Origin of the sequence: Klebsiella aerogenes KCTC 2190, assembly GCF_000215745.1 — a bacterium.
Classification (GTDB): Bacteria; Pseudomonadota; Gammaproteobacteria; order Enterobacterales; family Enterobacteriaceae; genus Klebsiella; species Klebsiella aerogenes.
Map to the genome: position 1 here is coordinate 1013634 of NC_015663.1, position 13756 is coordinate 1027389.

The 13756-nt window shown below is 50.9% G+C and carries 24 protein-coding genes; 1 reads left to right on the forward strand and 23 read right to left on the reverse strand.

Annotation, left to right across the window (positions count from 1 at the left end; all coding sequences use genetic code 11):
- Positions 1–2: 2 nt before the first annotated feature.
- The 19 genes from rpsE to rpsJ form a co-directional block, all read right to left on the reverse strand.
- Positions 3–506 carry a 30S ribosomal protein S5 gene (gene rpsE, locus EAE_RS04965; protein ID WP_015703641.1) on the reverse strand — a complete coding sequence of 168 codons (504 nt, stop codon included), beginning with the start codon at positions 504–506 and terminating at the stop codon, positions 3–5.
- A 14-nt stretch (positions 507–520) separates the two neighbouring features.
- Positions 521–874, reverse strand: coding sequence for a 50S ribosomal protein L18 (rplR, locus tag EAE_RS04970; protein WP_006817270.1), 354 nt, complete (start codon positions 872–874; stop codon positions 521–523).
- A gap of 9 nt (positions 875–883) precedes the next feature.
- Positions 884–1417, reverse strand: a complete 534-nt coding sequence (gene rplF, locus EAE_RS04975; protein WP_008807049.1) for a 50S ribosomal protein L6 — start codon at positions 1415–1417, stop codon at positions 884–886.
- A gap of 12 nt (positions 1418–1429) precedes the next feature.
- Positions 1430–1822, reverse strand: coding sequence for a 30S ribosomal protein S8 (gene rpsH / locus EAE_RS04980; RefSeq protein ID WP_008807048.1), 393 nt, complete (start codon positions 1820–1822; stop codon positions 1430–1432).
- Positions 1823–1855: 33 nt separating this feature from the next.
- On the reverse strand, positions 1856–2161 hold the full coding sequence (rpsN, locus tag EAE_RS04985; RefSeq protein ID WP_002919667.1) for a 30S ribosomal protein S14: 306 nt from the start codon (positions 2159–2161) through the stop codon (positions 1856–1858).
- 14 nt (positions 2162–2175) lie between these two features.
- Complete coding sequence (gene rplE, locus EAE_RS04990; protein ID WP_003031123.1) at positions 2176–2715, reverse strand: 50S ribosomal protein L5; 540 nt, start codon at positions 2713–2715, stop codon at positions 2176–2178.
- A gap of 14 nt (positions 2716–2729) precedes the next feature.
- Positions 2730–3044 carry a 50S ribosomal protein L24 gene (rplX, locus tag EAE_RS04995; protein ID WP_015369424.1) on the reverse strand — a complete coding sequence of 105 codons (315 nt, stop codon included), beginning with the start codon at positions 3042–3044 and terminating at the stop codon, positions 2730–2732.
- Positions 3045–3054: 10 nt separating this feature from the next.
- Entirely contained in the window at positions 3055–3426 is a 372-nt protein-coding gene (rplN, locus tag EAE_RS05000) for a 50S ribosomal protein L14 (protein WP_000613954.1), read from the reverse strand.
- 164 nt (positions 3427–3590) lie between these two features.
- Positions 3591–3845 carry a 30S ribosomal protein S17 gene (gene rpsQ, locus EAE_RS05005; RefSeq protein WP_002438707.1) on the reverse strand — a complete coding sequence of 85 codons (255 nt, stop codon included), beginning with the start codon at positions 3843–3845 and terminating at the stop codon, positions 3591–3593.
- Positions 3845–4036 carry a 50S ribosomal protein L29 gene (rpmC, locus tag EAE_RS05010; RefSeq protein ID WP_002919754.1) on the reverse strand — a complete coding sequence of 64 codons (192 nt, stop codon included), beginning with the start codon at positions 4034–4036 and terminating at the stop codon, positions 3845–3847. The genes rpsQ and rpmC overlap by 1 nt, the downstream gene beginning before the upstream one ends.
- A complete protein-coding gene (gene rplP, locus EAE_RS05015) occupies positions 4036–4446 on the reverse strand; it encodes a 50S ribosomal protein L16 (protein ID WP_002919759.1) in 411 nt (136 codons plus the stop codon). The genes rpmC and rplP overlap by 1 nt, the downstream gene beginning before the upstream one ends.
- A gap of 12 nt (positions 4447–4458) precedes the next feature.
- A complete protein-coding gene (gene rpsC / locus EAE_RS05020; protein WP_002919766.1) occupies positions 4459–5157 on the reverse strand; it encodes a 30S ribosomal protein S3 in 699 nt (232 codons plus the stop codon).
- Between the two features lie 17 nt (positions 5158–5174).
- On the reverse strand, positions 5175–5507 hold the full coding sequence (gene rplV / locus EAE_RS05025) for a 50S ribosomal protein L22 (RefSeq protein ID WP_002919773.1): 333 nt from the start codon (positions 5505–5507) through the stop codon (positions 5175–5177).
- Between the two features lie 14 nt (positions 5508–5521).
- Positions 5522–5800 (reverse strand): 30S ribosomal protein S19, encoded by a 279-nt coding sequence (gene rpsS / locus EAE_RS05030; protein ID WP_001138115.1) that lies wholly within the window; start codon positions 5798–5800, stop codon positions 5522–5524.
- Positions 5801–5816: 16 nt separating this feature from the next.
- The gene (gene rplB / locus EAE_RS05035; RefSeq protein ID WP_015369423.1) at positions 5817–6638 is read right to left on the reverse strand and encodes a 50S ribosomal protein L2; all 822 of its coding nucleotides are present in this window, start codon (positions 6636–6638) and stop codon (positions 5817–5819) included.
- A 17-nt stretch (positions 6639–6655) separates the two neighbouring features.
- Positions 6656–6958 (reverse strand): 50S ribosomal protein L23, encoded by a 303-nt coding sequence (gene rplW, locus EAE_RS05040; RefSeq protein WP_000617546.1) that lies wholly within the window; start codon positions 6956–6958, stop codon positions 6656–6658.
- A complete protein-coding gene (gene rplD / locus EAE_RS05045) occupies positions 6955–7560 on the reverse strand; it encodes a 50S ribosomal protein L4 (protein WP_000424395.1) in 606 nt (201 codons plus the stop codon). The genes rplW and rplD overlap by 4 nt, the downstream gene beginning before the upstream one ends.
- Before the next feature lie 10 nt (positions 7561–7570).
- Complete coding sequence (gene rplC, locus EAE_RS05050) at positions 7571–8200, reverse strand: 50S ribosomal protein L3 (protein ID WP_015369422.1); 630 nt, start codon at positions 8198–8200, stop codon at positions 7571–7573.
- Positions 8201–8232: 32 nt separating this feature from the next.
- The gene (rpsJ, locus tag EAE_RS05055) at positions 8233–8544 is read right to left on the reverse strand and encodes a 30S ribosomal protein S10 (protein WP_001181005.1); all 312 of its coding nucleotides are present in this window, start codon (positions 8542–8544) and stop codon (positions 8233–8235) included.
- Between the two features lie 376 nt (positions 8545–8920).
- On the opposite strand from rpsJ, the gene EAE_RS05060 reads away from it, so the two are divergent.
- The gene (locus EAE_RS05060) at positions 8921–9403 is read left to right on the forward strand and encodes a prepilin peptidase (protein ID WP_015369421.1); all 483 of its coding nucleotides are present in this window, start codon (positions 8921–8923) and stop codon (positions 9401–9403) included.
- Here the strand turns inward: EAE_RS05060 and bfr are convergent.
- The 4 genes from bfr to fusA all read right to left on the reverse strand — a co-directional run bounded on the left by bfr (position 9387) and on the right by fusA (position 13681).
- Positions 9387–9863 (reverse strand): bacterioferritin, encoded by a 477-nt coding sequence (gene bfr / locus EAE_RS05065; RefSeq protein ID WP_015369420.1) that lies wholly within the window; start codon positions 9861–9863, stop codon positions 9387–9389. The genes EAE_RS05060 and bfr overlap by 17 nt on opposite strands.
- Before the next feature lie 74 nt (positions 9864–9937).
- Positions 9938–10132: a bacterioferritin-associated ferredoxin gene (gene bfd, locus EAE_RS05070; RefSeq protein ID WP_015369419.1), complete on the reverse strand. Its 195-nt coding sequence runs from the start codon at positions 10130–10132 to the stop codon at positions 9938–9940.
- A gap of 180 nt (positions 10133–10312) precedes the next feature.
- Entirely contained in the window at positions 10313–11497 is a 1185-nt protein-coding gene (gene tuf / locus EAE_RS05075; protein WP_015369418.1) for an elongation factor Tu, read from the reverse strand.
- Between the two features lie 69 nt (positions 11498–11566).
- Entirely contained in the window at positions 11567–13681 is a 2115-nt protein-coding gene (gene fusA / locus EAE_RS05080) for an elongation factor G (RefSeq protein WP_015369417.1), read from the reverse strand.
- Positions 13682–13756 lie beyond the last annotated feature (75 nt).

Below are 13756 nucleotides of genomic sequence, written 5' to 3' on the forward strand. Positions count from 1 at the left end.
GTTTATTTCCCCAGAATTTCTTCAACGGATTTACCACGCTTGGCAGCGACCATATCTGGAGACTTCATATTTTCCAGGCCATCAATAGTTGCACGAACCACGTTGATCGGGTTGGTGGAACCATATGCTTTAGCCAGAACGTTACGAACCCCAGCGACTTCCAGAACGGCGCGCATTGCACCACCGGCGATGATACCGGTACCTTCGGAAGCCGGCTGCATGAATACACGAGAACCCGTGTGAGTACCCTTAACCGGGTGCTGCAGGGTGCCAGTATTCAGCGCGACGTTAATCATATTGCGACGGGCTTTTTCCATCGCTTTCTGGATCGCTGCTGGAACTTCACGCGCTTTACCGTAACCAAAACCTACGCGACCGTTACCGTCACCAACTACAGTCAGAGCTGTGAAGGAGAAAATACGACCACCTTTAACGGTTTTAGATACGCGGTTTACCGCGATCAGCTTTTCCTGCAGTTCGCCAGCTTGTTTTTCGATGTGAGCCATCTTACACCTCTACCTTAGAACTGAAGGCCAGCTTCACGGGCAGCATCTGCCAGTGCCTGGACACGACCATGATATTGGAACCCGGAACGGTCAAAGGAAACATCTTTGATGCCTTTTTCCAGAGCGCGTTCAGCAACAGCTTTACCCACAGCTGCAGCCGCGTCTTTGTTACCGGTGTACTTCAGTTGTTCAGAGATAGCTTTTTCTACAGTAGAAGCAGCTACCAGAACTTCAGAACCATTCGGAGCAATTACCTGTGCGTAAATATGACGCGGGGTACGATGTACCACCAGGCGAGTTGCACCCAGCTCCTGGAGCTTGCGGCGTGCGCGGGTCGCACGACGGATACGAGCAGATTTCTTATCCATAGTGTTACCTTACTTCTTCTTAGCCTCTTTGGTACGCACGACTTCGTCGGCGTAACGAACACCCTTGCCTTTGTAAGGCTCAGGACGACGGTAGGCGCGCAGATCTGCTGCAACCTGACCGATCACCTGCTTATCAGCGCCTTTCAGCACGATTTCAGTTTGAGTCGGGCATTCTGCAGTGATACCGGCCGGCAGCTTATGTTCAACAGGATGAGAGAAACCTAAAGCCAGGTTTACTACATCCCCTTTAACCGCTGCACGATAGCCTACACCAACCAGCTGAAGCTTTTTAGTGAAGCCTTCGGTAACACCGATAACCATTGAGTTCAGCAGGGCACGCGCGGTACCAGCCTGAGCCCATCCGTCTACGTAACCATCACGCGGACCGAAGGTCAGAGCATTATCTGCATGTTTAACTTCAACAGCATCGTTGAGAGTACGAGTCAGCTCGCCATTTTTACCTTTGATCGTAATAACCTGACCGTTGACTTTAACGTCAACGCCGGCAGGAACAACGACCGGTGCTTTAGCAACACGAGACATTTTTTCCTCCGATTAGGCTACGTAGCAGATAATTTCGCCACCAAGACCAGCTTGGCGCGCTGCACGATCAGTCATAACACCTTTAGAGGTAGAAACAACTGCGATACCCAGACCCGCCATAACTTTCGGCAGCTCATCTTTACGTTTGTAGATGCGCAGACCTGGGCGGCTGACACGCTGAATGCTTTCTACAACAGCTTTACCCTGGAAATACTTAAGAGTCAGTTCCAGTTCCGGCTTGATGTCGCCTTCAACTTTAAAATCTTCAATAAAGCCTTCTTCCTTCAGCACGTTGGCAATTGCCACTTTCAGCTTGGAGGAAGGCATGGTGACCGCAGCTTTATTCGCGGCCTGACCGTTACGGATACGGGTCAGCATATCCGCGATCGGATCTTGCATGCTCATCTGTCTTTACTCCCGTGATTCAATTGGTGACAATTACCAGCTAGCCTTTTTCAGACCCGGGATTTCACCGCGCATAGCGGCTTCACGGACCTTGATACGGCTCAACCCGAACTTCCGCAGGAAACCATGCGGACGACCTGTTTGACGGCAGCGATTACGCTGACGAGACGGGCTGGAATCACGCGGCAGAGTCTGCAGCTTGAGAACAGCGTTCCAACGATCTTCGTCGGTTGCGTTCACATCAGAGATGATAGCTTTCAGTTCAGCGCGTTTAGCGAAGAATTTATCAGCTAAAGCCACGCGCTTTACTTCGCGTGCTTTCATTGATTGCTTAGCCATTAAGTAACCCTACCTTACTTGCGGAACGGGAAGTCAAAGGCAGCCAGCAGAGCGCGGCCTTCTTCATCAGATTTCGCAGTAGTGGTAATGGTAATATCCAAACCACGAACGCGGTCGACTTTATCGTAGTCGATTTCTGGGAAGATGATCTGCTCACGGACACCCATGCTGTAGTTACCACGACCGTCGAAAGACTTAGCGGACAAGCCACGGAAGTCACGGATACGCGGTACAGCAATAGTGATCAGGCGCTCAAAGAACTCCCACATGCGCTCGCCGCGCAGAGTTACTTTACAGCCGATCGGATAGCCCTGACGGATTTTGAAGCCTGCAACTGATTTGCGTGCTTTGGTGATCAGCGGTTTTTGACCGGAGATTGCTGTCAGGTCAGCTGCTGCGTTATCCAGCAGTTTCTTGTCAGCGATCGCTTCACCAACACCCATGTTCAGGGTGATCTTCTCGACCCGAGGGACTTGCATGACAGAATTGTAGTTAAACTCAGTCATGAGTTTAGCGACTACTTCGTCTTTGTAGTAATCATGCAGTTTCGCCATCGTACTACTCCAAATTACTTGATAGTTTCGCTATTAGATTTGAAGAAACGGACTTTTTTGCCGTCTTCGAATCTAAAGCCTACACGGTCAGCCTTGCCGGTTGCCGCGTTGAAGATAGCAAGGTTAGAGACTTGAATAGCTGCTTCTTTCTCTACGATGCCGCCTGGTTGGTTCAGGGCCGGAACCGGCTTCTGATGTTTCTTAACCAGGTTGATACCTTCAACAATGACCTTGCCGGAAGACAGGACATTTTTAACTTTACCGCGTTTACCTTTATCTTTACCGGTTAACACGATAACTTCGTCATCACGACGGATTTTCGCTGCCATGATTCGCTCCTTAGAGTACTTCTGGTGCCAGAGAGATAATTTTCATGAACTTCTCGTTACGAAGTTCACGAGTTACCGGCCCAAAAATACGCGTACCGATAGGTTGCTCGCTGTTATTGTTTAAAATAACGCATGCATTACCATCGAAGCGAATGACAGAACCGTCCGGGCGACGAACACCCTTCTTGGTGCGCACCACTACCGCCTTCAGCACATCACCTTTCTTGACCTTACCACGCGGAATTGCTTCTTTGATGGTGATCTTGATGATGTCGCCTACGCCTGCGTAGCGACGGTGCGAGCCACCCAGAACCTTGATACACATTACGCGACGTGCACCGGAGTTGTCGGCGACGTTCAGCATAGTCTGTTCTTGGATCATTTTAGTGCTCCGCTAATGTCAACTACTACTGGGACCCAAAAGCTGGGTCGTTAAAAAGCCCCATATCGAGGGCGCGGCATTATAACACCGCTTCTGCAATATGGGTAGAAAAAATAAACGGCCCATCGCTGAGCCGTTTATTCGTATTGAGAATGCGTACTCTATTACAGAACCGCTTTCTCTACAACGCGAACCAGCGTCCAGGACTTAGTCTTGGACAGTGGACGGCATTCACGGATTTCAACCTTGTCGCCGATACCACATTCGTTGTTCTCGTCATGTACGTGCAGTTTGGTCGTACGTTTGATGAATTTACCGTAGATCGGGTGTTTCACAAAACGTTCGATAGCAACAACAATGGATTTCTCCATTTTGTCGCTAACTACGCGACCTTGCAGAGTACGGATTTTATCGGTCATTACGCACCCGCCTTCTGAGTCAGTAAAGTCTTAACGCGTGCAACATCACGACGCACTTGCTTCAGCAGATGAGTCTGTTGCAGCTGGCCACTTGCAGCCTGCATACGCAGGTTGAACTGCTCACGCAGCAGGTTCAGCAGCTCAGCGTTCAGCTCTTCAACGCTTTTTTCACGCAGCTCTTTTGCTTTCATTACATCACCGTCTTAGTTACAAAGGTGGTTTTGATCGGCAGTTTCGCTGCTGCCAGGCCGAATGCTTCACGGGCCAGCTCTTCCGGTACGCCGTCCATTTCATAAAGGACTTTACCCGGCTGAATCAAGGCAACCCAGTACTCCACGTTACCTTTACCTTTACCCATACGAACTTCCAGCGGCTTCTCGGTGATCGGTTTGTCCGGGAATACACGGATCCAGATCTTACCTTGACGCTTAACTGCACGGGTCATAGCACGACGTGCTGCTTCGATCTGACGTGCAGTCAGACGACCACGGCCAACAGCTTTCAGACCGAAAGTGCCGAAGCTAACATCCGTACCCTGCGCCAGACCACGGTTGCGGCCTTTGTGCACTTTACGGAATTTTGTACGCTTTGGTTGTAACATCAGCGACGCTCCTTATTTACGGCCTTTACGCTGCTGCTTTTTAGGTTGAGCAGCCGGTTCCGGTTGTTCAACAGCAGCCATACCACCCAGGATCTCACCTTTGAAGATCCATACCTTAACGCCGATTACACCGTAAGTGGTGTGCGCTTCAGAGGTGTTGTAGTCGATGTCAGCACGCAGAGTGTGCAGCGGTACGCGACCTTCACGGTACCATTCGGTACGTGCGATTTCCGCGCCGCCCAGACGGCCGCTAACTTCAACTTTGATACCTTTAGCGCCCAGACGCATTGCGTTCTGTACAGCACGCTTCATAGCACGACGGAACATAACGCGACGTTCCAGCTGAGAAGTGATGCTGTCAGCAACCAATTTAGCGTCCAGTTCAGGCTTACGAACTTCGGCAATATTGATCTGTGCAGGAACGCCAGCGATATCCGCTACGACCTTGCGCAGTTTTTCTACGTCTTCGCCTTTCTTACCGATAACGATACCCGGGCGAGCAGTGTGAATGGTCACACGGATGCTCTTAGCCGGACGCTCGATAACGATGCGAGATACAGACGCTTTAGCCAGCTCTTTAGTTAAGAACTGACGTACTTTAAAATCGCTGTCCAGGTTGTCAGCGAATTCTTTGGTGTTCGCGAACCAGGTAGAGTTCCATGGTTTGACAATACCCAGGCGAATACCATTAGGATGTACTTTCTGACCCATTGCTAGTCTCCAGAGTCTCAGCGATCGGACACAACCACAGTGATGTGGCTGGTGCGCTTCAGGATGCGATCTGCACGACCTTTAGCACGCGGCATAATGCGCTTCATGCTCGGGCCTTCGTCTACGAAAATTTTCGCAACTTTCAGATCATCAATGTCAGCGCCATCGTTGTGTTCAGCGTTAGCAATGGCAGATTCCAGTACCTTCTTGACCAGTACAGCAGCTTTTTTGTTGGTGTAGGTCAGAATATCCAGGGCCTGCGACACTTTCTTACCGCGAATCAGGTCAGCTACAAGGCGAACCTTCTGAGCAGAAGAACGAGCATGGCGATGTTGAGCTAAAGTTTCCATCTCTTCCTCCTACCTTATTTCTTCTTCGCTTTTTTATCAGCAGCGTGGCCGCGATAAGTACGAGTCGGTGCGAATTCACCCAGTTTGTGACCAACCATTTCGTCGGAAACAAAGACTGGAACGTGCTGACGACCATTATGGACAGCGATGGTCAAACCGATCATGTTAGGAAAGATCGTTGAACGACGGGACCAAGTGCGCAGGGGCTTCTTGTCTCCGCTTTCCACCGCTTTCTCTACCTTCTTCAGCAAGTGCAGGTCAATAAAAGGACCTTTCTTGAGAGAACGTGGCATGGCTTATCCTCTAAAATTATTTGCTACGGCGACGTACGATGAATTTATCAGTACGCTTGTTGCTGCGGGTCTTCTTACCTTTGGTCTGCAGGCCCCACGGGGATACCGGGTGCTTACCAAAGTTACGACCTTCACCACCACCATGTGGGTGATCGACTGGGTTCATCGCAGTACCGCGAACGGTAGGACGAACACCACGCCAGCGTGCAGCACCTGCTTTACCCAGAACGCGCAGCATATGCTCAGCATTGCCAACTTCGCCCAGAGTAGCGCGGCAGTCTGCTTCGACTTTACGCATTTCACCAGAACGCAGACGCAGGGTGACATAAGCACCGTCACGAGCAACGATCTGAACGTAAGTACCAGCGGAACGAGCCAGCTGACCGCCTTTACCTGGTTTCATTTCTACGTTATGAACGGTAGAACCAACCGGGATATTGCGCATCGGCAGGGTGTTGCCTGCTTTGATTGCAGCATCAACGCCAGACTGAATCTGGTCGCCAGCTTTCAGGCCTTTCGGGGCCAGAATGTAACGGCGCTCACCGTCTTTGTACAGAACCAGCGCGATGTTCGCGGAACGGTTCGGATCGTACTCAAGACGTTCAACAACTGCCGGGATACCATCTTTGTTGCGTTTGAAGTCAACAATACGGTAAGCCTGCTTGTGACCACCACCGATATGACGAGTGGTGATACGGCCATTGTTGTTACGACCGCCGGATTTGCTGTTTTTTTCAACCAGCGGAGCAAAAGGTTTGCCCTTGTGCAGCTCTGGGTTGACCACTTTAACAACGTGGCGACGACCCGGAGATGTCGGTTTACATTTAACAACTGCCATTGTATTACTCCTCCGACTTACTCAGCGCCGCCGACGAAGTCCAGATTCTGGCCTTCCTTCAGGGTGACGTAAGCTTTTTTCCAGTCGCTACGACGACCGATACGCTGTCCGTGACGTTTAACTTTCCCTTTAACTACCAGGGTGTTAACGACTTCGACTTCGACTTCAAACAGTTTCTGCACAGCAGCTTTGATTTCTGCTTTGGTCGCGTCTTTAGCAACTTTGAGAACGATGGTGTTGGTTTTTTCCATCGCAGTAGACGCTTTTTCAGAAACGTGCGGTGCGCGCAGCACCTTCAGCAGACGTTCTTCACGAATCATGCCAGCATCTCCTCAACTTGCTTAACAGCATCAGCAGTCATTACGACTTTGTCGAAGGCGATCAGGCTAACCGGGTCGATACCAGTCGCATCGCGTACGTCAACCTTGTGCAGGTTACGTGCGGCCAGGAACAGGTTCTCGTCCAGCTCACCGGTGATGATCAGCACATCTTCCAGAGCCATGTCTTTCAGTTTCTGAGCCAGCAGCTTAGTTTTAGGCGCTTCTACAGAGAACTTCTCGACAACGATCAGACGATCCTGACGTACCAGTTCGGACAGAATGCTTTTCAGCGCGCCGCGGTACATCTTCTTGTTAACTTTTTGACTGTGGTCCTGCGGACGAGCAGCGAAGGTTACGCCACCGGAACGCCAGATCGGGCTCTTGATAGAACCTGAACGCGCACGGCCGGTACCTTTCTGGCGCCATGGCTTTTTGCCTGAACCAGTTACTTCAGCACGAGTCTTCTGAGCACGAGTACCCTGACGCGCACCAGCTGCATAAGCAACAACAACCTGGTGAACCAGCGCTTCGTTGAAATCACGACCGAAGGTAGTTTCGGAAACAGTCAGCGCGCTCTGCGCGTCTTTCAATACTAATTCCATTGCTATCCCCTTACGCCTTCACAGCTGGTTTAACGATCAGGTCGCAGCCGGTTGCACCCGGAACACCACCTTTAACCAGCAGCAGGTTGCGCTCAGCGTCAACACGTACTACGTCCAGGCTCTGAACAGTAACGCGTTCGTTGCCCAGCTGACCTGCCATTTTCTTGCCTTTGAACACTTTGCCCGGAGTCTGGTTCTGACCGATAGAACCCGGAACGCGGTGAGACAAGGAGTTACCGTGGGTAGCGTCCTGGGTACGGAAGTTCCAGCGCTTAACGGTACCAGCGAAACCTTTACCTTTAGAGGTACCGGTTACGTCAACTTTTTTAACGTCAGCAAACAGTTCAACGCTAATGTTCTGACCAACGGTGTATTCTTCACCATCTGCCAGACGGAACTCCCACAGGCCGCGGCCAGCTTCTACGCCAGCTTTAGCAAAGTGACCAGCTTCCGGCTTAGTTACACGGTTAGCTTTTTTAGCACCAGTGGTAACCTGAATAGCGCGATAGCCATCGTTAGCCAGATCTTTGACCTGAGTAACGCGGTTTGCTTCAACTTCGATAACGGTTACTGGGATAGAGACGCCATCTTCAGTGAAGATGCGGGTCATACCCACTTTTTTACCGACTAAACCAATCATTGTATCAACCTCTCAATCGCTCGATGACCTGATTAACCCAGGCTGATCTGCACGTCTACACCGGCAGCCAGGTCCAGACGCATCAGAGCATCAACGGTTTTTTCAGTTGGCTCAACGATGTCAACCAGACGCTTGTGAGTACGAATCTCGTACTGATCACGCGCATCTTTGTTGACGTGCGGAGAGATCAGAACGGTGAAACGCTCTTTGCGGGTCGGCAGCGGGATCGGACCACGGACTTGCGCACCAGTGCGCTTAGCAGTCTCGACGATTTCCGCGGTTGATTGATCGATCAGACGATGATCAAACGCTTTAAGGCGGATACGGATTCTTTGGTTCTGCATGAGACCAGAGCTCCAATTATTTTATAGACGAAATGATTACTCCTCATACCCATTACGATTGATGGGAGAGTGTAACCGTTCTTACAGAGTTCCCCGATTGGGAACATTGTTAGGTAGCAAACTGCGCTACCAGGGCTCATATCGAACCGGCCGTCAATTTTGACAGGCCCGCGCATTATACGCAAATTCAGGCGCGACGCAAGTGCTGATTAGAAAATCATCACCACAATTTGCGCGTCTTCTCGCCCAGGCGCTCGGCAATGCAATAACACGATAAATAAGTCAGGAAGCAGCCATCCATCTTGCACAAATGCGCTTTGCGCTAACGCGCGACGATAAGCAAAGTGAGCGCATTATCCCCGAACAGGAGTGTTCCATGCTTACCGTCCTCCCCTTCTTAGTTTGTTATTGTGGATTAACCCTGGCGTTATGCCGGCAGGACCTGCTTCGCGGTCTTCTTCCTGACAGCCTCACCTGTCCCCTGCTGTGGAGCGGTTTTGTTTTTTACCTGTGTCTGGCGCCGCAGCGGCTAGAGGATGCCGTCTGGGGGGCAATTGCAGGCTATCTCATTTTTGCCCTGCTCTACTGGCTATATAGGGTGTTTCGCGGCTATGAGGGATTAGGATACGGCGACATTAAATATCTTGCCGCCCTCGGCGCCTGGCACGGCTGGCAGAGGTTGCCGCAACTGGTGTTGGCCGCATCGCTGCTTGCCGGGATGGCATGGGTGATATTGGCGTTGTTCAGGAGGAGTAAGCAACAACGATGGGGTTTGAACAACCCGCTGCCGTTTGGGCCATTTCTGACTGCAGCGGGTTTTTGGTGCGGGTGGCAGACGTTCGCTAGTCTGACACTTTGATCTGCGATTGAAGGTAATTTTGCAGACCGATTTTGCCGATCAGATCTAACTCGGTTTCCAGCCAGTCAATATGGCCTTCCTCATCGGCAAGGATTTCAATCATCATATCGCGACTGACATAATCATGAACGCTGTCGGCATAGGCGATTGCCTCACGCAGGTTTTGCGCGCCTTCGAGCTCCAGCCGTAAGTCAGACTGCAGCATCTCTTCGACATCCTCACCGATGCCAAGTTTGCCAAGATCCTGCAGGTTAGGCAGCCCTTCAAGAAACAAAATACGCTCGATGTACTTATCGGCGTGTTTCATCTCATCGATAGATTCATGATATTCAATATCGTTGAGGCGCATCAGGCCCCAGTTCTTGAACATTCTTGCATGAAGAAAATACTGGTTAATAGCAACCAGTTCGTTTCCCAATAATTTATTGAGATAACTTATGATTTTGACATCACCTTTCATTATAAAGTCCCTCCGCTTCCACTTATTGAAGCGTAGTCCGGGCTATAAGGATGTCAAAAAGAGAAGAGTCGCGATCAGGCGATTTCTTTGAATTCCGGCATGCTGGTTAATTCATCTTCCATCACTTCACGTGCCGCGCGGACGCACTTACCGCATTGATTTCCAACGGGAATAAACTTGCGTAATTGTTGAAAAGATTGCGGTTGAAATTGACGCACAACCTGACGGATTTTTTTATCGCTTACGCCATTGCACAAACAAACGTACATATAAACTCCCGTTCAATTTATGCACAAAGTTTAAATGAGAATAGTTATGATTACAATAGACTGTTTATTAATTATCCCTGGCGGCGCACTTTATGAATATTTATACCATCGCGGCTTATCACCAAATCATAGACAGCAAAAAGGGCGCCGAAGCGCCCTTTTTAATTCAAAGCTAACGAATTAGCCCAGAACTTTAGCTACAACGCCCGCGCCAACGGTACGGCCGCCTTCACGGATTGCGAAACGCAGACCATCGTCCATCGCGATCGGGTGGATCAGGGTAACAACCATTTTGATGTTGTCGCCCGGCATTACCATCTCTACGCCTTCCGGCAGTTCGATGGTACCAGTCACGTCAGTAGTACGGAAGTAGAACTGCGGACGGTAGCCTTTGAAGAACGGAGTATGACGGCCGCCTTCGTCTTTGGACAGGATGTACACTTCAGATTCGAACTTGGTGTGCGGCTTGATGCTGCCCGGCTTAGCCAGTACCTGACCACGTTCGATTTCTTCACGTTTGATACCACGCAGCAGAACACCTACGTTCTCACCAGCACGGCCTTCGTCCAGCAGTTTGCGGAACATTTCAACGCCAGTACAGGTGGTTTTCGCGGTTTCTTTGATACCAACGATTTCAACTTCTTCACCAACTTTGATGATACCGCGCTCTACACGACCGGTAACAACGGTACCACGACCGGAGATGGAGAATACGTCTTCGATCGGCAGCAGGAACGGCTTGTCAATCGCACGCTCTGGTTCTGGGATGTAAGAATCCAGGAAGCCAGCCAGTTCGATGATTTTCGCTTCCCACTCTGCGTCGCCTTCCAGCGCTTTCAGAGCAGAACCACGAACGATCGGAGTGTCGTCGCCCGGGAAATCGTACTGAGACAGCAGTTCACGAACTTCCATCTCAACCAGTTCCAGCAGCTCTTCGTCATCAACCATGTCGCATTTGTTCAGGAACACGATGATGTACGGAACGCCTACCTGACGACCCAGCAGGATGTGCTCACGAGTCTGCGGCATCGGGCCGTCAGTCGCAGCAACAACCAGGATCGCGCCATCCATCTGAGCAGCACCGGTGATCATGTTTTTAACATAGTCGGCGTGGCCCGGGCAGTCTACGTGTGCGTAGTGGCGAGTCGGGGTGTCATATTCAACGTGGGAAGTGTTGATGGTGATACCACGAGCTTTTTCTTCCGGCGCGTTATCGATCTGGTCGAATGCGCGAGCAGCACCGCCGTAGGTTTTAGCCAGTACGGTGGTGATTGCAGCGGTCAGAGTAGTTTTACCATGGTCAACGTGGCCGATAGTACCAACGTTGACGTGCGGTTTTGTACGTTCAAATTTTTCTTTAGACACGGCTATATTCCTTACTATAGTGCTCTCCCCTCAGGAGAGAGCACGGGACTTAGGTTTTAATCCTGTGGATTATTTACCACGGGCTTCAATAACGGCCTGAGCAACGTTGTTCGGCGCATCATCATACTTCAGGAATTCCATGGTGTATGATGCACGACCTTTGGTCAGAGAACGCAGCTGAGTTGCATATCCGAACATTTCAGACAGCGGAACTTCAGCGTGGATCTTAACGCCAGTTACTTCAGATTCTTGACCGCGCAGCATGCCGCGACGACGGCTCAAGTCACCGATTACGTCACCGGTGTTCTCTTCCGGAGTTTCTACTTCAACCTTCATGATCGGCTCAAGCAGAACTGGTTTCGCTTTCTTAAAGCCTTCTTTAAAGGCGATAGAAGCGGCCAGTTTAAACGCCAGCTCAGAGGAGTCAACGTCGTGGTAAGAACCGAAGTGCAGACGGATACCCATATCAACTACCGGGTAGCCAGCCAGCGGACCAGCTTTCAGCTGTTCCTGGATGCCTTTATCAACGGCCGGGATGTATTCGCCAGGGATTACACCACCTTTAATGTCGTTGATGAACTCGTAACCTTTCGGGTTAGAGCCCGGCTCCAGCGGGTACATGTCGATCACAACGTGACCGTACTGACCACGACCACCAGACTGCTTGGCGTGTTTACCTTCAACATCGGTAACTTTCTGGCGAATCGCTTCGCGGTAAGCAACCTGAGGTTTACCGACGTTCGCTTCAACGTTGAATTCACGCTTCATACGGTCAACGATGATGTCGAGGTGCAGCTCACCCATACCGGCGATGATGGTCTGGTTAGACTCTTCGTCAGTCCATACGCGGAATGACGGGTCTTCTTTAGCCAGACGACCCAGAGCCAGACCCATTTTTTCCTGGTCAGCTTTGGTTTTCGGCTCAACGGCGATGGAGATTACCGGCTCAGGGAATTCCATACGCTCCAGAATGATCGGCGCATCCGGGTCACACAGGGTGTCACCAGTGGTTACGTCTTTCAGACCGATAGCGGCAGCGATATCGCCCGCGCGAACTTCTTTGATCTCTTCACGTTTGTTAGCGTGCATCTGAACGATACGACCGAAACGCTCACGTGCAGCTTTCACGGAGTTCAGTACGGTATCACCAGAGTTAACCACACCGGAGTACACACGGAAGAAGGTCAGGTTACCAACGAACGGGTCGGTAGCGATTTTGAACGCCAGTGCAGAGAACGGCTCTTCGTCGCTTGCGTGACGCTCAGCCGGGGTATCTTTACCGTCGTCCAGGATGCCGTTGATTGCCGGAACATCGATCGGGGATGGCAGGTAATCAATTACCGCATCCAGCATCGCCTGAACACCTTTGTTCTTGAACGCAGAACCACAGGTTACCAGGATGATTTCGTTGTTCAGAACGCGCTGACGCAGAGCTTTTTTGATCTCTTCTTCAGTCAGTTCTTCGCCACCCAGGTATTTTTCCATCAGCTCTTCGGAAGCTTCCGCAGCGGACTCGATCAGGTTCTGGTGCCATTCGTCAGCCAGTTCCTGCATGTCAGCCGGGATATCTTCGTATTCGAAGGTAACGCCTGCATCAGCTTCGTTCCAGTTGATGGCTTTCATTTTCACCAGGTCAACAACACCGGTGAAACCTTCTTCAGCACCAATTGCCAGCTGCAGCGGAACCGGGTTCGCGCCCAGACGGGTTTTGATCTGACCAACAACTTTCAGGAAGTTCGCACCCATGCGGTCCATTTTGTTAACGAACGCAATGCGTGGAACTTTATATTTGTTTGCCTGACGCCATACGGTTTCAGACTGCGGCTGAACACCACCAACTGCGCAGTAAACCATTACCGCACCATCAAGAACACGCATGGAACGTTCTACTTCGATAGTGAAGTCAACGTGCCCCGGGGTGTCGATGATGTTTACACGGTGCGGTTCATACTGTTTAGCCATACCAGACCAGAATGCAGTAGTCGCAGCGGAAGTGATGGTGATACCACGTTCCTGCTCCTGCTCCATCCAGTCCATGGTAGCGGCGCCGTCATGAACTTCACCGATTTTGTGGTTTACACCGGTGTAGAACAGAATACGTTCGGTAGTAGTGGTTTTACCGGCGTCGATGTGCGCACTGATACCGATGTTACGGTAGCGTGCGATGGGTGTTGTACGAGCCATTTGATTCCTCGTTTATTTCTTTAGGCGTTCAGTTAAGTTATCCAGAGCGGGCGACTCATCTGAAACGCCCGCCTG